The sequence below is a fragment of the Microbacterium sp. A20 genome (assembly GCF_004794515.1).
Classification (GTDB): Bacteria; Actinomycetota; Actinomycetes; order Actinomycetales; family Microbacteriaceae; genus Microbacterium.
Genome location: NZ_SSDF01000074.1, coordinates 26,363 through 46,603, shown reverse-complemented (window position 1 = coordinate 46,603; position 20,241 = coordinate 26,363). Strand labels below are relative to the sequence as shown.

Annotated in this window: 21 protein-coding genes and 2 tRNA genes; 19 read left to right on the top strand and 4 right to left on the bottom strand. The window is 67.7% G+C overall.

All coding sequences use genetic code 11. The features are described 5' to 3' along the window. The first annotated feature begins 33 nt into the window (after window positions 1-33). From whiA to DW298_RS09145, 7 genes are all read left to right on the top strand, one after another. Complete coding sequence (whiA, locus tag DW298_RS09175) at window positions 34-1,011, top strand: DNA-binding protein WhiA (protein ID WP_017202788.1); 978 nt, start codon at window positions 34-36, stop codon at window positions 1,009-1,011. 185 nt (window positions 1,012-1,196) lie between these two features. Beyond that, a complete protein-coding gene (locus tag DW298_RS09170) occupies window positions 1,197-1,823 on the top strand; it encodes a superoxide dismutase (protein WP_029261619.1) in 627 nt (208 codons plus the stop codon). 115 nt (window positions 1,824-1,938) lie between these two features. Next, window positions 1,939-2,949 carry a type I glyceraldehyde-3-phosphate dehydrogenase gene (gene gap, locus DW298_RS09165; RefSeq protein WP_136042132.1) on the top strand — a complete coding sequence of 337 codons (1,011 nt, stop codon included), beginning with the start codon at window positions 1,939-1,941 and terminating at the stop codon, window positions 2,947-2,949. A 10-nt stretch (window positions 2,950-2,959) separates the two neighbouring features. Next, window positions 2,960-4,174: a phosphoglycerate kinase gene (locus tag DW298_RS09160; RefSeq protein ID WP_136042131.1), complete on the top strand. Its 1,215-nt coding sequence runs from the start codon at window positions 2,960-2,962 to the stop codon at window positions 4,172-4,174. Continuing rightward, a complete protein-coding gene (tpiA, locus tag DW298_RS09155) occupies window positions 4,165-4,956 on the top strand; it encodes a triose-phosphate isomerase (RefSeq protein ID WP_136042130.1) in 792 nt (263 codons plus the stop codon). The genes DW298_RS09160 and tpiA overlap by 10 nt, the downstream gene beginning before the upstream one ends. Window positions 4,957-5,037: 81 nt before the next feature. Then, window positions 5,038-5,286 (top strand): preprotein translocase subunit SecG, encoded by a 249-nt coding sequence (gene secG / locus DW298_RS09150; protein ID WP_029261623.1) that lies wholly within the window; start codon window positions 5,038-5,040, stop codon window positions 5,284-5,286. Further along, a complete protein-coding gene (locus DW298_RS09145; RefSeq protein ID WP_017830291.1) occupies window positions 5,286-5,639 on the top strand; it encodes an RNA polymerase-binding protein RbpA in 354 nt (117 codons plus the stop codon). The genes secG and DW298_RS09145 overlap by 1 nt, the downstream gene beginning before the upstream one ends. Before the next feature lie 74 nt (window positions 5,640-5,713). Here the strand turns inward: DW298_RS09145 and DW298_RS09140 are convergent, their stop codons facing one another. Both DW298_RS09140 and DW298_RS09135 read right to left on the bottom strand, forming a co-directional pair. Next, a complete protein-coding gene (locus DW298_RS09140; protein WP_136042129.1) occupies window positions 5,714-6,949 on the bottom strand; it encodes a hypothetical protein in 1,236 nt (411 codons plus the stop codon). A gap of 126 nt (window positions 6,950-7,075) precedes the next feature. After that, window positions 7,076-7,146 (bottom strand) — tRNA-Gly (locus DW298_RS09135). A gap of 123 nt (window positions 7,147-7,269) precedes the next feature. On the opposite strand from DW298_RS09135, the gene DW298_RS09130 reads away from it, so the two are divergent. From DW298_RS09130 to clpX, 10 genes are all read left to right on the top strand, one after another. After that, window positions 7,270-7,343, top strand: a tRNA-Pro gene (locus DW298_RS09130). A gap of 62 nt (window positions 7,344-7,405) precedes the next feature. Beyond that, window positions 7,406-8,884 (top strand): trigger factor, encoded by a 1,479-nt coding sequence (gene tig / locus DW298_RS09125; RefSeq protein WP_136042128.1) that lies wholly within the window; start codon window positions 7,406-7,408, stop codon window positions 8,882-8,884. Between the two features lie 71 nt (window positions 8,885-8,955). Next, complete coding sequence (locus DW298_RS09120; protein WP_136042127.1) at window positions 8,956-9,450, top strand: tetratricopeptide repeat protein; 495 nt, start codon at window positions 8,956-8,958, stop codon at window positions 9,448-9,450. An 81-nt stretch (window positions 9,451-9,531) separates the two neighbouring features. Continuing rightward, window positions 9,532-10,128, top strand: coding sequence for an ATP-dependent Clp protease proteolytic subunit (locus DW298_RS09115; protein ID WP_017830295.1), 597 nt, complete (start codon window positions 9,532-9,534; stop codon window positions 10,126-10,128). A gap of 20 nt (window positions 10,129-10,148) precedes the next feature. After that, a complete protein-coding gene (locus DW298_RS09110; protein WP_021201511.1) occupies window positions 10,149-10,790 on the top strand; it encodes an ATP-dependent Clp protease proteolytic subunit in 642 nt (213 codons plus the stop codon). 154 nt (window positions 10,791-10,944) lie between these two features. Then, window positions 10,945-11,880, top strand: a complete 936-nt coding sequence (locus DW298_RS09105) for a sugar-binding domain-containing protein (protein ID WP_240745082.1) — start codon at window positions 10,945-10,947, stop codon at window positions 11,878-11,880. Continuing rightward, window positions 11,877-12,878 carry a deoxyribose-phosphate aldolase gene (gene deoC / locus DW298_RS09100; RefSeq protein ID WP_136042126.1) on the top strand — a complete coding sequence of 334 codons (1,002 nt, stop codon included), beginning with the start codon at window positions 11,877-11,879 and terminating at the stop codon, window positions 12,876-12,878. The genes DW298_RS09105 and deoC overlap by 4 nt, the downstream gene beginning before the upstream one ends. A gap of 13 nt (window positions 12,879-12,891) precedes the next feature. Then, complete coding sequence (locus DW298_RS09095; RefSeq protein ID WP_136042125.1) at window positions 12,892-14,334, top strand: aldehyde dehydrogenase family protein; 1,443 nt, start codon at window positions 12,892-12,894, stop codon at window positions 14,332-14,334. After that, entirely contained in the window at window positions 14,331-15,182 is an 852-nt protein-coding gene (locus DW298_RS09090) for an aldehyde dehydrogenase family protein (RefSeq protein WP_136042124.1), read from the top strand. The genes DW298_RS09095 and DW298_RS09090 overlap by 4 nt, the downstream gene beginning before the upstream one ends. Before the next feature lie 176 nt (window positions 15,183-15,358). Further along, on the top strand, window positions 15,359-16,627 hold the full coding sequence (clpX, locus tag DW298_RS09085) for an ATP-dependent Clp protease ATP-binding subunit ClpX (protein WP_136042123.1): 1,269 nt from the start codon (window positions 15,359-15,361) through the stop codon (window positions 16,625-16,627). A gap of 6 nt (window positions 16,628-16,633) precedes the next feature. Here clpX and DW298_RS09080 read toward each other — a convergent pair whose 3' ends face one another. Further along, window positions 16,634-17,131, bottom strand: a complete 498-nt coding sequence (locus tag DW298_RS09080; RefSeq protein ID WP_136042122.1) for a GyrI-like domain-containing protein — start codon at window positions 17,129-17,131, stop codon at window positions 16,634-16,636. An 80-nt stretch (window positions 17,132-17,211) separates the two neighbouring features. Then, the gene (locus DW298_RS09075) at window positions 17,212-19,263 is read right to left on the bottom strand and encodes a M3 family metallopeptidase (protein WP_136042121.1); all 2,052 of its coding nucleotides are present in this window, start codon (window positions 19,261-19,263) and stop codon (window positions 17,212-17,214) included. A 136-nt stretch (window positions 19,264-19,399) separates the two neighbouring features. Between DW298_RS09075 and DW298_RS09070 the strand changes: the two genes are divergently transcribed. Together DW298_RS09070 and DW298_RS09065 are read left to right on the top strand one after the other, a co-directional pair. Continuing rightward, on the top strand, window positions 19,400-20,023 hold the full coding sequence (locus tag DW298_RS09070; RefSeq protein ID WP_136042120.1) for a helix-turn-helix domain-containing protein: 624 nt from the start codon (window positions 19,400-19,402) through the stop codon (window positions 20,021-20,023). Then, window positions 20,020-20,238, top strand: a complete 219-nt coding sequence (locus DW298_RS09065; protein WP_136042119.1) for a hypothetical protein — start codon at window positions 20,020-20,022, stop codon at window positions 20,236-20,238. The genes DW298_RS09070 and DW298_RS09065 overlap by 4 nt, the downstream gene beginning before the upstream one ends. Window positions 20,239-20,241 lie beyond the last annotated feature (3 nt).

Genomic DNA, 20,241 nt, shown 5'->3' with positions numbered 1-20,241 from the left:
CCGCGACCCGGCGCGTGAACGTGAAGGAGTGTCGTGGCACTAACCACCGACGTCAAGGCCGAGCTGGTCAGCATCCGCAATGCACCCCCGACGGTGCGAGTTGCGGAAGTCACCGCGATCCTCCGGTTCGCCGGTGGTCTGCATTCGATCGCCGGCCGTGTGGCCGTGGAGGCCGAGGTGGATGCCGAGACGCTCGCGCGCCGAGTCGCGCGTGACCTCGCCGAGATCTACGGCGTGCGCCCCGAGATCGCGCAGGTGCAGTCGAGTACCGCGAACGACGGCGCCCGGTGGGCTGTGCGGGTGATCGCCCAGGGTGAGACGCTCGCCCGTCAGACGGGGCTCCTCGACCAGCGGCGGCGCCCCGTGCGCGGGCTGCCGAACCGTCTCACGACCGGCTCCCGGGCCGAGGTCGCCGGTCTGTGGCGAGGTGCGTTCCTCGCTGCCGGCACCCTGAGCGAGCCGGGCCGCTCGGCGATGCTCGAGGTCGTCTGCCCGTCGTCCGAGGCCGCGATGGCGCTCGTCGGTGCGGCGCACCGGCTCGGCGTGGCCGCCAAGGCGCGCGAGGTGCGCGGTATGCCGCGCGTCGTCGTGCGTGAGGGCGAGGCGATCCGCACCATCCTCAACGAGATGGGAGCGCAGAAGACCGCCATCGCGTGGGAAGAGCTCCGTCAGCGCCGCGAGGTCCGAGCGGGGGTCAACCGTCTGGTGAACTTCGACGACGCGAACCTGCGTCGATCGGCGCAGGCAGCGGTCGCCGCTTGCGCTCGCGTGGAGCGCGCACTCGAGATCCTGGCCGATGAGGTGCCGGATCACCTCAAGGTCGCGGGAGAGCTGCGTCTCGCACACCGGGACGCCAGTCTCGACGAGCTGGGCCACCACGCCGACCCGCCGCTGACGAAGGATGCCGTCGCCGGACGCATCCGCCGCCTGCTGGCGATGGCCGACAAGCGCGCTCAGCAGGAGGGCATCCCGGGAACCGAAGCCGCGGTGCCCGTCGGACTCGACGTCTGACCCGCATCCTCGACGAAGACCCGCAGCCCGGCCACCGGACGGCGGGTCTTCGTCATATGGCGGAAGGTTCCGGAGCGCACCCGCGTTGTCGTCAGTAGGATGAAAGATGTCCGCTCTACGCCGCACATCGGCGGCGCGGAGGATCGGCAAGCGCCGCGGCGCGGCGCGGATTGGATGAAAGCGATATGGCGACCTACACGCTCCCCGACCTTCCCTACGACTTCGCAGCCCTCGAGCCGCACATCAGCGGCAAGATCATGGAACTGCACCATGACAAGCACCACGCAACCTACGTCGCCGGTGCGAACACCGCGCTCGACCAGCTCGCCGAGGCCCGTGAGAGCGGCAACCTCGCGAACGTCAACAAGCTCGAGAAGGATCTCGCCTTCAACCTCGGCGGTCACGTCAACCACTCGATCTTCTGGACGAACCTGTCGCCGAACGGCGGAGGCCAGCCCGAGGGCGAGCTGAAGGCGGCTATCGACGAGTACTTCGGCTCGTTCGAGAAGTTCCAGGCGCACTTCACGGCAGCGGCGACCGGCATCCAGGGCTCCGGCTGGGCCGTGCTCAGCTGGGACTCGATCGGCTCGCGCCTGATCATCCAGCAGCTGTTCGACCAGCAGTCGAACACGGCGCAGGGCACGATCCCGCTCTTCCAGCTCGACATGTGGGAGCACGCGTTCTACCTCGACTACCTCAACGTCAAGGCCGACTACGTCAAGGCCGCGTGGAACATCGCGAACTGGGAGAACGTCGCCCAGCGCCTCGAGGTCGCCCGCAAGCAGACGAACGGCCTGCTGGTACTGTCGTAATCGGGTCGCGTCCCGACGGGCCCCGGCTCGTCGGGACGCCCTCTCAGCCAAAAAACCCCGCGCTTCACTCATGCTGGAAAGCTGTGTGCAGTGCACGAGAAACAGGGAGACCTGAGTGTCTGTCAAGATCGGTATCAACGGCTTCGGCCGCATCGGACGCAACTACTTCCGCGCGGCTCTCGCGCAGGGAGCGGACCTTGAGATCGTCGCCGTCAACGACCTCACCGACAACAAGACCCTGGCGCACCTGCTGAAGTACGACTCGGTGGGCGGCGTCCTCGACGCCGAGATCAGCTACGACGATGAGAGCATCACCGTCAACGGCAAGAAGATCAAGGCCTTCGCCGAGCGCGACCCCGCAGGTCTCCCGTGGGGCGAGCTGGGCGTCGACATCGTCATCGAGTCGACCGGCTTCTTCACCAAGGCCGAGCTCGCCAAGAAGCACATCGAGGCCGGCGCGAAGAAGGTCCTCATCTCGGCTCCCGGCACCGGTGTCGACGGCACGTTCGTCATGGGCGTGAACGAGGACACGTACAACCCGGAGACGGATCACATCATCTCCAACGCGTCCTGCACGACCAACTGCCTCGCGCCGCTGGCACAGGTCTTCAACGACGCGTTCGGCATCGACCGCGGCTTCATGATGACGGCTCACGCGTACACCGCCGACCAGAACCTGCAGGACGGCCCGCACAGCGACCTCCGTCGTGCACGCGCCGCCGCGATCAACATCACTCCGGCCTCGACCGGTGCAGCCAAGGCCATCGGCGAGGTGCTCCCGGAGCTCCAGGGCAAGCTGAGCGGCTCGTCGTACCGCGTGCCGGTTCCCACCGGCTCGATCGTCGACCTCACGCTGATCACCGACCGTGAGAACCTCACGGTCGACGAGGTCAACGAGGCGTACAAGAAGGCCGCTGCCGAGGGTCGTCTCGCCGGCTTCCTGCAGTACAACGAAGACCCGATCGTCTCGAGCGACATCGTGCACAACCCGCACTCGTCGATCTTCGACTCGACGCTCACCAACGTGAGCGGCAACCTGATCAAGGTCTCGAGCTGGTACGACAACGAGTGGGGCTACTCCAACCGTCTCGTCGACCTGACCGAGTACGTGGCCGAGCGCCTCTAAGCTCAGACACATGACTCTGCGCACCCTGGACACACTGGGGTCGCTCGAGGGCAAGCGCGTCATCGTCCGTTGTGATCTCAACGTCCCCCTGCGGGATGGGATCATCACGGACGATGGCCGTGTCCGCGCCTCGTTGCCGACCCTCAATGCACTCATCAACGCGGGCGCCCGCGTTGTCGTGTGCTCCCACCTCGGGCGGCCGGATGGCGCCCCCGACCCGCAGTACAGCCTGGAGCCGGTGGCTCAGCGGCTGTCGGAGCTGCTCGGTTCTCCGGTCGCGTTCGCCCGCGACACGGTCGGCGAGTCGGCGAAGGAAGCCGTCGCCTCGCTGGAGGACGGCGGGGTCGTCGTCATCGAGAACCTGCGGTTCAACGCGGGGGAGACCTCGAAGGACGACGCTGCGCGCGCCGCCTTCGCGGCGGAACTCGCGGAACTCGGCGACGTGCTCGTCTCCGACGGTTTCGGGGTCGTGCACCGCAAGCAGGCGAGCGTCTACGAGCTCGCCGAACTGCTCCCGTCGGCGGCCGGTCTGCTGATCGCGGCCGAGCTCGACGTGCTCGACCGTCTGACCGAGAAGCCTGAGCGCCCCTACGCGGTCGTGCTCGGCGGCTCGAAGGTCAGCGACAAGCTCGGAGTCATCTCTCACCTGCTGCCGCGCGTCGACAAGATTCTCGTCGGCGGTGGAATGCTCTTCACCTTCCTGAAGGCGCAGGGTCATGCCGTGGCCTCCAGCCTGCTGGAAGAGGATCAGCTCGAGACGGTCCGCGGCTACATCGCGGAGGCGGCGGAACGCGGCGTGGAGCTCGTGCTCCCCACAGATGTCGTCGTCGCCGCATCCTTCGGTGCGGACGCCGCGCACGAAGTCGCCGCAGCAGACGCGATCGAGTCGACGCCGTTCGGTGCCTCCGGCATCGGACTCGACATCGGTCCGGAGACGGCAGCGCGCTTCGCCGAGGTCATCCGCGAGTCGAAGACTGTGTTCTGGAACGGTCCGATGGGCGTGTTCGAGTTCCCGGCGTTCGCTGCCGGCACCAAGACCGTCGCGCAGGCACTCACCGAGGTCGACGGCCTCAGCGTCGTCGGTGGCGGCGACTCCGCCGCGGCCGTGCGTCAGCTCGGATTCACTGACGACCAGTTCGGTCACATCTCGACCGGCGGCGGCGCGAGCCTCGAGTTCCTCGAGGGCAAGAAACTACCTGGGCTGGAGGTCCTCGGATGGGCGTGAACTCCCGTACCCCGCTGATCGCGGGAAACTGGAAGATGAATCTCGACCACCTTCAGGCGGTCGCGTTCGTGCAGAAGCTGCACTGGACGTTGAAGGATGCGAAGCACGAGGACGGATCCGTCGAGGTCGCGGTCTTCCCGCCCTTCACCGACATCCGCAGCGTCCAGACGCTCATCGACGCGGACAAGATCCCGTTCGCACTCGGTGCGCAGGACGTCTCGGCTCACGACTCCGGTGCATACACCGGCGAGGTCTCCGGGGCTTTCCTGGCGAAGCTCGACGCGAAGTACGTCATCATCGGCCACTCGGAGCGTCGTGAGTACCACGCCGAGGGCGACGATGTCGTGGCGGCCAAGGTGCAGGCGTCTCTCAAGCACGGCCTCGTGCCGGTGATCTGCGTCGGCGAGACCGCGGGCGACCTGGAGAAGTTCGGTGCCAGCGCCGTTCCGGTGTCGCAGCTCGAGGCCGCGCTCCAGGGCGTGTCGCCGAAGGCGGACATCGTCGTGGCGTACGAGCCCGTGTGGGCGATCGGCTCCGGCCAGGCCGCGACGCCTCAGCAGGCGCAGGACGTCTGCGCCGCTCTGCGCGCGGTCATCGCGAAGGTTCTCGGGGACGAGGCTGCGGCCCGCACCCGCATCCTGTACGGCGGCTCGGTCAAGGCGGCGAACATCGCCAGCTTCATGCGCGAGCCCGACGTGGACGGCGCACTCGTCGGCGGGGCGAGCCTCGTGGTGGACGAGTTCGCAGCGATCATCCGCTTCGAGAAGCACGTCGGCGTGTGAGTGCAGCGGGGCTGCGGCCCCGCTGCACCGTATACTTGACCGTTACGGGGGCGTTCCGGCCCCAGCGAAAGGCTCTTTCTCGTGGCAATTCTCGAGTTCGTCCTGCAGGTCGTGCTGGGCATCACCAGCGTTCTGCTGACCCTCCTCATCCTCCTGCACAAAGGTCGCGGCGGTGGACTGTCCGACATGTTCGGTGGCGGCATGACCTCTGCGGTCGGCTCCTCCGGTCTCGCGGAGCGGAACCTCAACCGCTTCACCGTCGTCCTGGCACTGACATGGTTCGTCGCCATCGTCGCGCTGGGCCTCATCACGAAATTCGAGGTCATCTGATGGCTACCGGTGGAAACGCCATCCGCGGCACCCGCGTGGGCTCCGGCCCGATGGGCGAACAGGATCACGGCTACCACGCCGATCGCATCGCGGTCTCGTACTGGGACGGTCTCGGCAACGAGACCGTGCGCTACTTCGCCGCGGGGCTCCCGGAAGAGGAGATCCCCGAGACGATCGACCACCCGCAGTCGGGTCTCCCGGCCGGGCGCGACAAGGAGAACCCTCCTGCTCTCGCGAAGGCGGAGCCGTACAAGACGCACCTCGCGTATGTGAAGGAGCGTCGCACCGACGAGGAGGCCGTCCAGCTTCTCGACGACGCGCTCACGCAGCTGCGCGAGCGTCGGGGGCAGTGACCTCGACCTGACGTCGAAGAGGCCGCCGTGAGTGATCACGGCGGCCTCTTCTGTCACGCGGTCGCGCTGTGCGCTCAGCGGCAGCCCGCGGCGGCGTCGATGTACTCCTGCGGCGGGTATCCATAGGCCCAGACGCCGTTGGCATCGTCGGTGTAGCCCATGCTGATGGCCCACGCGGTGGCCCACTTCTCGATGCTGTCCTGCGTCGAGGAGTCGTACATGTCCTGGCACTTCACGCTGATCGCGTGACCCACCTCGTGTGCGACGAGCGCCTTGCTCCGCTCTGCCGGCCACTGCTCGGCCACCGAGTCGGAGAGCTCGATGTTCGCGCGTCCGGGGTCGTCCCACCACCAGGTGGTGTACCCGCCCATGCTTCCGTTGTAGCCCGCGCCGTTGACCACGGGGGACCAGTCGAACTCGAGCAGCACGCCCGGTGCGAGGGAACGGGCGAACGCCTCGATCTCCAGCCGCGCGCCCTGCAGCGGCCCCGACTTCTCGGCCAGTTCCTCGGACTCCGTCGCGATGATCTGAGCGCCGGCGTCCTGCAGCGCGACATACGTGGTCGCCGCCTTGGCGTCGATGCGCTTCACGGCCAGTGCATCCGCCGCGGCGTCTCGGAGCGCGATCACGGCGTCGTTGCGCGCGGAGAGGTGTGCCGCCTCGAACCCCGCTGCCGCCTCAGCCGCTGCGGACAGCACGGCCAATCCACTCTCCTGGACGGCGTCCTCGGCCTCGGCCGCATTCTCGGACGCATCTTGGAGGTCCCGCACCAGATCCTCGAGGGAGTTCTCGTCATCGGCCAGCTCCGCGGATTCTCCGATCAGCTCCCAGAACCAGACCGGCTTCTCTCCCGGAGACGGGAATGCGGTGGCGTCGAGCGTCTCCGCGGCAGCTCCTGTCTCCTCGCCCTTGGCGACGGCGGTGGACAGCGCCGATACGGCATCCTCCGGCACGGCGATCCGCGCATCGGTCACGTCCAGGATGACGTGGCCGGCATCCGTCGCCTGTGTGAGCGCGTCACGGGTGTGATCGGTTTCCGCCTTCACCGCCGTCGCGGTGCGGAGGGTGTCGTCGAGTCGGTCAGCGGTGTCGTCGTAACCGAGATTCGCGGACAGCTGCGTGATGCCCAGCGCAGCGATCACCGCTGCGCCCCCGAGGATGCCGACGACGAGGCCTCGGCGCGGGCGTCGGCGCTCCCGGGGGCCCGCGACGGGGCTCGGACTCGAAGAGAAGCGCGCCGGAAGCTCGTGGGCGCCGCGCGTCGGGGGGAGTGCGTGCGTCCCGGGGCCGGGCCGAAGCGGGGCGGTCACGTCGTGCCCATTTCGTTGTCGCCTTCCGGTCGGAGACTGCGTGCGTCGGTGCTGTCAGCGTATGGGACCGACCCCTGAGCATGCGAGAAGGCCCCCATCGTTTCCGATGAGGGCCTTCTGATCCGGAGGGGCTGACGGGAATCGAACCCGCATCATTAGTTTGGAAGACTAAGGCTTTACCACTAAGCTACAGCCCCGGATCCCCGCGGAATCTCGGGGACGGGCCGGATTTTCATCTCCGGACTCATCGATCATACCGGACAGTCGGGAGTGCTCCCGTCCGTTAGACTCGGTGGGGCTGAATCTGCGTGCGGATTCCCCGGGGCGTAGCTCAGCTTGGTAGAGCGCCCGCTTTGGGAGCGGGAGGTCGCAGGTTCAACTCCTGTCGCCCCGACACGGCCCCACGGACCTTACAGCCGCGATACCGCGCGGAAATCACAAGGAGAACACACCAGCATGGCGAACAGCACCGTCGAGAAGCTGACCCCGACCCGGGTCAAGCTCAGCATCACGGTCACCCCGGACGACCTCAAGCCCAGCATCACTCACGCCTACGAGCACATCGCTCAGGACGTGCAGATCCCCGGCTTCCGCAAGGGCAAGGTCCCGGCGCCCATCATCGATCAGCGCATCGGCCGCGGTGCGGTCATCGAGCACGCGGTGAACGAGGGCCTGGACAAGTTCTTCCGTGACGCCACGGTCGAGCACAAGCTGCGGGTCGTCGGTCGCCCGGCCGCCGACATCACGCAGTGGCCGAACGAGAAGGACTTCTCCGGCGACCTGCTCGTCGACATCGAGGTGGACGTGCGCCCCGACATCGACCTGCCCGCCTACGACGACATCACCGTGACGGTCGACGCCATCGAGGCCGACGAGGCCGCACTGGATGCCGAGCTCGACAACATGCGCGCCCGTTTCGGCACGCTCGTCCCGGTCGACCGTCCGGCCGCCAAGGGCGACTTCGTCGAGCTCGACCTGGTCGCCACCATCGACGGCGCCGAGATCGACCGCGCCGAGGGCGTCTCCTACGAGATCGGCTCCGGCGAGCTGCTCGAGGGCATCGACGACGCGATCGAGTCGCTCACCGCCGGTGAGGACACCACGTTCCGCTCGGCCCTCGTGGGCGGCGACCACGCCGGTTCCGAGGCCGAGGTCTCCGTGACCGTCAAGGCCGTCAAGGAGCGCGAGCTTCCCGAGGCTGACGACGACTTCGCGCAGATCGCGAGCGAGTTCGACACCATCGCAGAGCTCCGCGAGAGCCTGGCCGAGCGCGTCGCGCAGCAGGGCGTCTTCACGCAGGGTTCCGCCGCGCGCGACAAGCTCGTCGAGGCGCTGCTCGAGAAGATCGAGATCCCGGTTCCGCCGCAGCTCATCGAGGACGAGGTGCACAACCACCTCGAGGGCGAAGGCCGCCTCGAGGACGACGTGCACCGCGCCGAGGTCACCGAGGCGAGCGAGAAGCAGTTCCGCACGCAGGTGCTGCTCGACACGATCGCCGAGCAGGCCGACGTGCAGGTCTCGCAGGAAGAGCTGAGCCAGTACCTGATCCAGTCGGCCGCGCAGTACGGCATGGCCCCGCAGGAGTTCGTCGAGGCGCTGCAGTCCTCGAACCAGCTCCCCGCGCTCGTCGGTGAGGTCGCCCGCAACAAGGCCCTCGCCATCGCGCTCGGCAAGGTCAAGGTCGTCGACAGCAACGGCAAGGCCGTCGACCTCTCCGACTTCATCGTCACGGACGATGAGGCTGCCGAGGGTGAGGCAGAAGCCGAGGAGAAGCCGGCCAAGAAGGCTCCGGCCAAGAAGGCGCCCGCGAAGAAGGCTCCGGCCAAGAAGGTCGACGCCGACGCTGCCGAGGAGCCCGCCGAGAAGAAGCCGGCTGCCAAGAAGCCTGCCGCCAAGAAGGCTCCGGCCAAGAAGGCGGCCGACAAGGCCGAGTGATCGGACACGATCCAGTGAAGAGGGCGGGTGCTGCGGCATCCGCCCTCTTTTCCATCCGAGGGAGAGCAGTGATGAAGACATGGGATGAGCGCATCGACGAGGTCTGGACGGATGCGTCGGGCGAAGAGGTCGGCGACGACACGATCGCGCGGATCGATGCCCTGGCCGCCGAGCGCGGGGCGGACGATGCACGCGCGGAGTTCGAACGAGCCGGCGCGCGGGACTCGGCGGGGAAGCCGGCCGAGGCCGTGGAGCTGTACCGCCGCGCGCTCGCGCTGGGGCTCGACGAGGAGCACCGCCCGCAGTGCGTGATCCAGCTGGCCAGCTCCCTGCGCAACCTGGGGGAGTACGACGAGGCTCTCGCCGTGATCCGCGCCGAGGAGGAGCTGTCGGCGGACGGGCCCTATCGCGACGCCGTCGCGACGGTCCATGCCCTCATCCTCGCGAGCGCCGGACGACCGGCGCAGGGGCTCTCGGTGGCACTGCTCGCGCTCGTGCCGCACCTCCCGCGGTACCACCGCTCGATGACGGCATACGCCCACGAGATCGCCGGCACCGACACCTGATATGCCGACGGCGAACACGGCCTGAGTGCTGCGTCGTCGCCGGTAGATTCGAATCACTGAAACACGGAATCAGGAGCTGACATGGCTGCAGAACCCCTCCTCGCAACGAGCGTCTTCGACAGGTTGCTGAAGGACCGCATCATCTGGCTCGGCTCGGAGGTGCGAGACGAGAACGCGAACGAGATCTGCGCGAAGATCCTTCTTCTCGCCGCAGAGGACTCCGAGCGAGACATCTACCTCTACGTGAACTCGCCTGGTGGCTCGATCACCGCGGGTATGGCGATCTACGACACGATGCAGTTCGTGCCGAACGACATCGTCACGGTCGGCATCGGCATGGCCGCATCGATGGGCCAGCTGCTGCTGACCGCGGGCACCAAGGGCAAGCGCTACATCACGCCCAACGCCCGGGTGCTGCTGCACCAGCCGCACGGTGGCTTCGGCGGTACGTCGAGCGACATCCAGACCCAGGCGCAGCTCATCATGTCGATGAAGAACCGCCTCGCCGAGATCACTGCGGCGCAGACCGGCAAGTCGGTCGAGCAGATCAACGCCGACGGTGACCGCGACCGCTGGTTCACCGCCGAGGAAGCGCTCGAGTACGGTTTCGTCGACCACATCCGCGAATCGGCCTCCGACGTCATCGGTGGCGGCGGAACCGACCAGGACACCGAGTAACGGAAAGCGAAAGGACGCTCATGTACACACCCACCTTCCGCTCAGCCGGTGACCTTCCTTCCAGCCGCTACGTGCTCCCGCAGTTCGAGGAGCGCACGGCCTACGGTTTCAAGCGCCAGGACCCGTACAACAAGCTGTTCGAGGACCGCGTGATCTTCCTCGGCGTGCAGGTCGACGACGCGTCTGCTGACGACGTCATGGCGCAGCTCCTCGTCCTGGAGAGCCAGGATGCCGAGCGCGACATCACGATGTACATCAACTCGCCCGGTGGCTCGTTCACCGCGATGACGGCGATCTACGACACGATGCAGTACGTCGCACCGCAGATCCAGACCGTCGTGCTCGGCCAGGCGGCATCCGCCGCGGCCGTGCTGCTCGCGGCCGGCGCACCCGGCAAGCGTCTCGCGCTGCCGAACGCCCGAGTGCTCATCCACCAGCCCGCGATGGGGGAGGCCGGTCACGGCCAGGCTTCCGACATCGAGATCCAGGCCGCGGAGATCCTCCGCATGCGGACCTGGCTCGAAGAGACCCTGGCCGGGCACACCAAGCGCACGCCGGAGCAGGTGAACCGCGACATCGATCGCGACAACATCCTCTCCGCCGCGCAGGCGCTCGAATACGGCATCGTCGACCAGGTGCTCACCACGCGCAAGCGCGTCTGAGACCGTTCGATCCAGAAGGGGCGTCCGTCATCACGACGGACGCCCCTTCTTCGTCCCCGGCGGATGTGCACTTGTTCCGCGGGCCATGCTCATATGAGCATTCGGATGCGCGAACGCGGATTTCGGCATACTCTGGACGAGGAAGGAGGATGCCGTGGAAGACGATCTGCTCATGGTTCGCGTCGCCGAGCTCTACTACGACGAGGACAAGACTCAGGACGAGATCGGTGGACTCCTCAAGATCTCCCGCTGGAAGGTCGGCCGACTCCTGGTGCAGGCCAAGGATCGCGGCATCGTGCGCATCGAGATCGTGCACCCGCGCGCCCGCCGGCTCGGTCTGGAGCGGATGCTGGTGGAGCGGTTCGGCCTCACGGATGCCGTCGTCGTGCCCGCGCCGGAAGGCGATGACGGGACGCTCGAACGCGTCGCACAGGCTGCCGCCGACTTCCTGACCGCACTGCGGCCGGTTCCGCGGACACTCGGCGTGAGCTGGGGCCGCACGCTCCGTGCCGTCGCCGAGGCGCTCCCCGACGGATGGGCCAACGGCGTCACCGTCGTGCAGCTCAACGGCGGCGTCAGCCTGAACCGCCGCTCAGGCGGTGCGGCCGGGCTGGCCGTCACGATCGCTCAGCGTGCATCCGGCCAGGTCTCACTGCTCCCGAGTCCCGCGATACTCGAACGCGTGGAGACCAAGCAGGCCATCGAGTCCGATCGCACGGTCGCGGCGGTTCTCGAAGAGGCAGCCGAGGCACAGGCGTTCCTGTTCACCGCGGGACCCTGCGACGCCTCGTCCGCCCATGTCGAGAACGGATACCTCACTGTCGAGGAGGTCGAGGAGCTCGCGCGCCGCGGAGCCGTCGGCGACGTTCTCGGCCGCTACGTCGACGCGGAGGGCAACATCGTCGACTCGCAGCTCGACGCCCGGACGGTCGGCGTATCGCTCGACCGGCTGCGCGGAGCCGCCCACGCGATCTTCGTCACCGCCGGCCCCGCCAAGCACGACATCGCACGCACGGTCGTGACCAGCGGTCTGTGCGGCGTCCTGGTGACCGATGAGACCACAGCACGAGCATTGTTGGAGGAACAGTGACGACCACAGAAATCAGCCGCAGGACGGCGGTGGATGTCCTCGGCGGTGAGCCGGACGACGCCACCCTCCGTCGCTTCCTGCACGGGCTCCCCGGCGTCGACGCCGTCGGACTGGAGCAGCGCGCTGCCGGGCTCGGCACCCGCTCCATCAAGACCACCTCGAAGGCCTGGGCGCTCGACACCATCATCAAGCTGATCGACCTCACGACGCTCGAGGGTGCGGACACCCCCGGCAAGGTGCGCTCGCTCGTCGCCAAGGCGAAGACCCCGGATGCCGCCGACGCGTCGACTCCTCGGGTCGCAGCGGTGTGCGTCTACGGCGACATGGTGGACGACGCGGTCACCGCCCTCGGCAGCCTGCACGGCGACCCCGATGACGGTCTGATCTCGGTCGCCGCTGTGGCCACGGCGTTCCCGAGCGGCCGTGCGTCGCTCGCGATCAAGCTCGCCGACACCGCCGAGGCGGTCGCCGCCGGCGCGGACGAGATCGACATGGTCATCGACCGGGGAGCGTTCCTCTCCGGTCGCTACGGCCTCGTGTTCGACCAGATCGCTCAGGTGAAGGAAGCCTGCCGCCGCGAAGACGGCTCGTACGCCTCCCTCAAGGTGATCCTCGAGACCGGTGAGCTGAACACGTACGACAACATCAAGCGCGCCTCGTGGCTCGGCATCCTGGCCGGAGGGGACTTCATCAAGACCTCGACCGGAAAGGTGCAGCCGGCCGCGACCCTGCCGACCACTCTGCTGATGCTCGAGACGGTGCGCGACTGGCACCGTGGCACGGGCGAGAAGATCGGCGTGAAGCCCGCCGGCGGCATCCGCTCGTCGAAGGACGCGGTGAAGTACCTCGTCACGGTCGCCGAGACCGTGGGGGAGGAGTGGCTCCAGCCGCACCTGTTCCGTTTCGGCGCCTCCAGCCTTCTCAACGATGTGCTCCTGCAGCGTCAGAAGCTCAGCTCCGGCCATTACTCGGGCCCCGACTACGTCACGATCGACTGACGGGAAGACGAACATGTCATTTCTGGAATACGCTCCGGCACCGGAGTCCACCGCGGTTCTGAACCTCAAGAGCAGCTACGGGCTGTTCATCGACGGCGAGTTCGTCGACGGCTCTGGCGCATCGTTCAACACGATCTCCCCGGCGACCGAGAAGCACATCGCCGAGATATCCTCCGCGAGCGACGAAGACGTGGACCGTGCGGTCAAGGCGGCGCGTCGCGCCTACGAGAAGACCTGGTCGCGGATGAGCGGTCGCGACCGCGGCAAGTACCTGTTCCGCATCGCGCGACTCGTGCAGGAGCGGGCCCGCGAGCTCGCCGTCGCGGAGAGCCTCGACAACGGGAAGCCGATCAAGGAGAGCCGCGACGTCGACGTGCCGCTCGTCGCCTCCTGGTTCTTCTACTACGCGGGCTGGGCGGACAAGCTCGATCACGCCGGACTCGGCGCGAACCCCCAGGCTCTCGGCGTTGCCGGACAGATCATCCCGTGGAACTTCCCGCTGCTCATGCTCGCGTGGAAAATCGCTCCCGCCCTCGCCGCCGGCAACACCGTCGTCCTCAAGCCCGCCGAGACCACGCCGCTCACGGCACTGATCTTCGCGGAGATCCTGCAGCAGGCGGATCTTCCGGCCGGTGTCGTGAACATCGTCACCGGAGCCGGTGCCACGGGGTCGACCCTCGTGCGCCACCCCGATGTGGACAAGGTCGCCTTCACGGGCTCGACCGGTGTCGGTCGCGACATCGCACGCGCGGTGGCCGGAACGAAGAAGAAGGTGACCCTCGAGCTCGGCGGCAAGGCTGCGAACATCGTGTTCGATGACGCTCCGATCGACCAGGCCGTCGAGGGCATCGTCAACGGCATCTTCTTCAACCAGGGCCACGTCTGCTGCGCGGGGAGCCGCCTGCTGGTTCAGGAGTCGATCCACGACGAGGTCGTCGACCGGCTCAAGACGCGCCTGTCGACGCTGCGCCTCGGCGACCCGCTCGACAAGAACACCGACATCGGGGCGATCAACTCCGCCGCTCAGCTGGCTCGGATCCGCGAGCTGAGCGACATCGGCGAGGCTGAGGGTGCGGAGCGCTGGACGGCTGACTGCGCGATCCCCGAGCAGGGTTTCTGGTTCGCTCCGACGATCTTCACCGGTGTCGAGGCGTCTCACCGCATCGCCCGCGACGAGGTCTTCGGCCCGGTGCTCTCGGTGCTCACCTTCCGCACGCCGGCCGAGGCCGTCGCGAAGGCGAACAACACGCCTTACGGCCTCTCGGCCGGCATCTGGTCCGACAAGGGGTCGCGCATCCTCGCGGTGGCCGACCGGCTCCGTGCCGGGGTCATCTGGGCCAACACGTTCAACCGATTCGATCCGTCGAGCCCGTTCGGTGGATACAAGGAGTCCGGGTACGGCCGCGAGGGCGGACGTCAGGGTCTCACCGCCTACCTCAAGGGAGCCGCAGCATGAGCAAGCGTCTGACCGTCCCGAAGACGTACAAGCTGGCGATCGGCGGGGCTTTCCCGCGCAGCGAGTCCGGCCGCACGTACGAGGTGCTCACGCCCAAGGGCGCGTTCCTCGCCAACGCGGCGAAGGGCTCGCGCAAGGACGCCCGCGACGCCGTGGTGGCTGCGCGCGCTGCGGTCAAGGGCTGGTCCGGAGCGACCGCCTACAACCGCGGTCAGGTGCTCTACCGTGTGGCCGAGGTGCTCGAGGGGCGGCGTGCGCAGTTCATCGACGAGATCGTCGCGCAGCAGGGGCTCTCGTCCTCCGCCGCGGCCACGCAGGTGGACGACGCCATCGACCTCTGGGTCTGGTACGCCGGGTGGTGCGACAAGTACGCCCAGGTGGCGGGTAACGCGAACCCGGTCTCGGGGCCGTACTTCAACATCTCGGTTCCGGAGCCGACGGGCGTCGTGGCGATCGTCGCGCCCCAGGATTCCGCGCTGCTGGGCTTGGTCTCGGTCGTCGCGCCGGCCCTCGTGGCGGGCAACACGGTCGTGGTGGTCGCCAGCGAGCGGCATCCGCTCTCTGCCATCAGTCTCGCCGAGGTCCTGGCCACCAGCGACGTCCCCGGCGGCGTCGTCAACGTGCTCACCGGTTCGCCCGCGGAGATCGCCCCGTGGCTGGCCTCGCACCAGGACGTGAACGCCCTGGACTTGGCCGGTGCCGGCGACCTCGACTGGGTCGACATGCAGATCGCGGCCGCCGACACTCTCAAGCGCGTGCTCACGCCCGGCGAGGTCGTAGCCTCACCCGAGCGGATCGGCGCCTTCACCGAGGTGAAGACGGTCTGGCACACGAAGAGCATGGTCTGAGCCCTCTGCCGATCTCGTGAGGGGTCGGGAATCGTCGCCTCGGAACCGGGGAACGTGGCGGTTCCCGACCCCTCACGTGTCGCGACCCGACGCCGAGTACGTTCCAATGCGGCCCAGTGTCGTATGCAGCGGTTAGGCTCGAAGAACGATCTCTGATCCCCCATAGGAGGACGCGCATGGCCCGCATCGGTGAAAGCGCTGACCTGTTCAAATGCTCTTTCTGCGGAAAGAGTCAGAAGCAGGTCCAGCAGCTGATCGCCGGACCCGGCGTGTACATCTGCGACGAGTGCGTCGAGCTCTGCAACGAGATCATCGAAGAGCGCATGGCCGAGTCCTCCGGCGACGGTGTCGCGGAGTTCGAGCTGCCCAAGCCGCGCGAGATCTTCTCGTTCCTCGAGGAGTACGTCGTCGGTCAGGAGCCCGCCAAGCGCGCTCTCGCCGTCGCCGTGTACAACCACTACAAGCGCGTCCGTGCCCACGGCACGCTGCAGACCGCCGAGCAGCGGGCTGAAGAGGTCGAGATCGCGAAGAGCAACATCCTGCTCATCGGCCCGACCGGCTGCGGCAAGACCTACCTCGCGCAGACACTCGCCAAGCGTCTCAACGTGCCCTTCGCCGTGGCCGACGCCACCGCCCTCACCGAGGCCGGTTACGTCGGTGAGGATGTCGAGAACATCCTTCTCAAGCTCATCCAGGCCGCCGACTACGACGTCAAGCGCGCCGAGCAGGGCATCATCTACATCGACGAGGTCGACAAGATCGCCCGCAAGGCCGAGAACCCGTCGATCACTCGCGACGTGTCAGGCGAGGGTGTGCAGCAAGCGCTGCTGAAGATCATCGAGGGCACGGTCGCGTCGGTTCCGCCGCAGGGCGGCCGCAAGCACCCGCACCAGGAGTTCCTGCAGATCGACACGTCGAACGTGCTGTTCATCGTCGCGGGAGCGTTCGCCGGACTCGAAGACATCGTGTCCGCACGGGTCGGCAAGCACGGGATCGGCTTCGGTGCTCCGCTGCACGACAAGGGCAAGGATCTCGACCTGTTCAGCGAGGTGCTCCCCGAAGACCTGCACAAGTTCGGCCTGATCCCCGAGTTCATCGGCCGCCTCCCTGTCGTCACCTCGGTCTCGCCGCTCGACCAGGCCGCGCTCATCGACATCCTGACCGGCCCGCGCAATGCGCTGGTGAAGCAGTATCAGCGCATGTTCGAGATCGACGGCGTCCAGCTCGAGTTCGAAGAAGAGGCTCTGCGCTCGATCGCGGACCTCGCTGTCGAACGCAAGACCGGCGCCCGAGGGCTCCGTGCCATCCTCGAAGACGTCCTCGGCCCGATCATGTTCGAGATTCCCTCCGCAGAAGACGTCGCCAAGGTCATCGTCACCCGCGCGGCCGTCGACGAGGGCGCGCCGCCCACCATCGTGATGGAGCGCAAGCGCAAGAGCGCCTGACCTCGATCAGCCCAGCGGCATGATCAGGTCGGTGCGCAACTCTGCCGGCGCCGTGCCGGGGTCGGACACGTAGACCTCGATCCAGATGCCACCGGGGCGTTCCCCCTCCGCGCCAGCGCGTTCGACGAGCCCTGCCCATCCGGCACCGAGCCCGTCGTAGGAGCCGAAGACGGTGGTCGCGACGGCCGGACCGGCGGGCAGAGTCGAGGCGACGATGACGCTTTCGCTCGCCGTCGGCAGCGGCGTCTCCGGCGCCGTCCGCACGGGGAAGCCGAGCTCGAGGTCGAAGACGTCCATCGGGTCGCCGTAGTAGATCGCGAGGGCGGGCCCGGTCGGGGTCAGTACGTCGCCGGCGAACGTGAGCGCGATCGCCGAGTAGCCGGCGTCGAACGCGTCCGGAAGATCGGCGATGCGGATGGCCTTGTGACGGATCACCGCGAGTGGAACAGCGTCGAGGTCGAGGCGGTCAGCGGGGCCGAACGGCGCGTCGGGGAAAGCGTTCATGCGCTCAGGTTCTCACGACGGTGAGACCAGGTCCACGGAATCCGGGGCAGCAGCCTCCACTCGGCGATCACCCGTGCACCTCAGCCGCCGAGGCCTCGACGCTTCAGCAGCGGCTCGATCTCGGCATCCCGACCGCGGAAGTCGCGGTACGCCTCCAGGGGGTCCTTCGAGCCGCCGACCCCGAGCAGACGTGCGCGGAACTGATCGCCGTTGGCGCGCGTGAGCCCGCCGTTCTCCCGGAACCAGTCGACGGTGTCGGCGTCGAGCACCTCGCTCCAGATGTAGGAGTAGTAGCCCGCGCTGTACCCTCCGGAGAAGACGTGCGCGAAGTACGTGGATGAGTAGCGGGTGGGGACAGCCGGGTCGTCGAGGCCGATGTCGGCGAGGGCGGCGGCCTCGAACGCGGCGACGTCGTCGATCTCCGCGTCGACGCCCAGCCGGTGCCAGGCCTGGTCCAGCCAGGCGGCGGCCAGATACTCGCTCGTCGCGTGGCCCTGATCGAAGGTCTCGGTCGCGCGAAGACGCTCGACGATCGCGGGGTCGAGCGGTTCGCCGGTCTCGTGGTGTCGGGCGTAGTTGTCGAGGACCTCGGGCCACAGGATCCACATCTCGTTCACCTGGCTCGGGAACTCGACGAAGTCGCGGAACACATTGGTGCCGGCGAAGTGCGGGTAGGTCACCGTCGCGAAGAGTCCGTGGAGGGCGTGACCGAACTCGTGGAACAGGGTCGTGACCTCATCGAGGGTCAGCAGCGTGGGCTCGCCCTCGCCGGGGAGTGGCACGTTGAGATTGTTGACGACGACGGGCGCGGTGCCGCGCAGTCGGGACTGACTCACGATCGCGTTCATCCAGGCCCCACCGCGCTTCGAATCGCGCGTGTAGAGGTCGAGGACGTACAGGCCGACGGGGGTGCCGTCGTCGTTGCGCACCTCGAACACCCGAGCGCCGGGGTGGTAGGCCGCGAGGTCGTGACGTTCGGAGAACGTCACCCCGTACAGCCGCGTCGCGGCGAAGAAGACACCGTCCTGCAGGACGCGCTCCGCCTCGAACCACGGGCGCAGCGCGCTGGTGTCGATGTCGTACCGGGCCGTGCGCACCCGTTCGGTGTAATACGCCCAGTCATGGGCCTCCACCGAGAACGGCGTCGCTTCGGTCTCATCGACGATCGCCTGCAGTGCGGCGTGCTCCGCGCTTGCGTTACGTGCGGAGGGCGTGGCGAGCCGGCGCAGCATCCGCTCGACGGCATCCGGGGTCCCGGCCGTCTCGTCGGCGGTGACGTACGCGGCATGCGACTCATATCCCAGAAGCGCGGCCCGCTCCGCCCGCAACCGCGCGATCTCGAGCAGCACAGGGCGGTTGTCATTCGCGTTGTCGCGGGATCCGCGCGCGAGGGACGCGGCCATGATGCGCCGTCGCGACTCCCGGACGCGCAACTGAGCCAGGGCTGGGTGCCCGGTGAACAGCGGCAGCGTGATGAGGAGCTTGCCGTCGAGTCCGCGATCCGCCGCCGCACGTGCCGCAGCCGACAGCTCGCCGGCACTGAGCCCATCGAGTTCGGCAGGGGAGTCGAAGACGACCGCGAGGTCGTTCGTGTCGTTCAGCAGGTTGCGCTCGAAGGTGTTGGTCAGCGTCGAGAGCTTCTGATTCAGCTCGGTCAGCCGTTCCTTGGCGCTGTCGTCGAGACCGGCACCCGCGTGCGTCATCTCGCGGTGGTGGCGCTCCACGAGATAGCGCTGTTCGGCGTCGAGGCCGAGAGCGTCCCGCTGCTCGAACACCTGCTGCACTCGCCAATACAGCTGGGCGTCCAGGGTGATCGCGTCCTGGTGGGCGGCCATGAGGGGTGCGAGCTGCTCGTCGATCTCCTGGATCTCGGGTGTCGCATCCGCGGAACTGACCGTGTAGAAGGCGTGGGCGACGCGGTCGAGCAGTTCGCCCGAACGTTCGAGCGCCTCGATCGTGTTCTCGAAGGTCGGCATCGATCGCACCATCGTGATCCGGGCGACCTCGCGGAGCTGCTCCTCGAATCCGGCCTGGAACGCCGGGAGATAGTGCTCGGGTCGGATCGCGGAGTAGTCGGGGAGTCCGAAGGGGAGGGTCGACGGCTGCAGCAGCGGATTCGTGGCGTCGGTCATCCTCCGAGCCTAGCCACGAGACGGTCGGTACTCAGGAACCTCCTCGGTCAGGCGCGTCACCGTCCGATGCGGCCGCAAAGAGTTCTTTGCAAACAAACACTTGCAAAGAAGTTTTTGCAACGGTATCTTTGCATACATGACGAACGAGACGCAGGTACGGACGCTCGATGCGGGGGCGCTGAAGGCGTTGGCGCATCCGCTGCGGGTGAAGATCTTCGACCTGCTCGCCGCGCGTGGCCCGCAGACCGCCAGCTCGCTGGCGGCACTGGTGGGGGAGACCTCCGGATCGACCAGCTACCACCTTCGCGCTCTCGCCGCGCACGACCTCATCCAGGAGGTCGAGGGCCGAGGCACCGCCCGCGAGCGGTGGTGGGAGCGGCCGAAGGGGCGGATCGACGTGCCCGCACCCGACGACATGACCTCGCCCGCCCACCGCGCCGCTGCACAGATCGTCAACTCGGAGTTCTTCCGCCTGCGTCACGAGACTCTGATGGCGTACGTCAACCGCTCTCAGGCGGACGTGCCCGAGGCGTGGCGCGACGCCGGCATCATCATCACCACACACCTCGACCTCACCCCGGAGCAGGCATCAGCGCTGCGCGATGAGCTCGAGGCGATCGTCGAGCGCTCGATCGAGCGCTACCGGGGTCAGATCGGCCCCGACGTCCGCCGGGTGTCGCTGCGGACCGAGCTCTTCGACCTGGGGAACGCGTCGACCCCGACATCCGCACCCGCTGCCGACATGGAGGAGGAATCATGACCAGCGCCACGCTTCAGCTGATGGCTCCGACCCACACCGAAGTTCGCCTGCTCCGGTTGGCCGACACGCTCACCGTGTGGGTGGAGCGCCGCGTCGCCCGCCGTGCCGAGCGGCGCGGGCAGGTTCTCGACAGGTTGCGGCAGCAGCAGACTCCGACACAGGACCCGCGGTCGTTGACCCGCGCGCTCGCGCAACTCGACATCCCGCGGTTCTGAAGG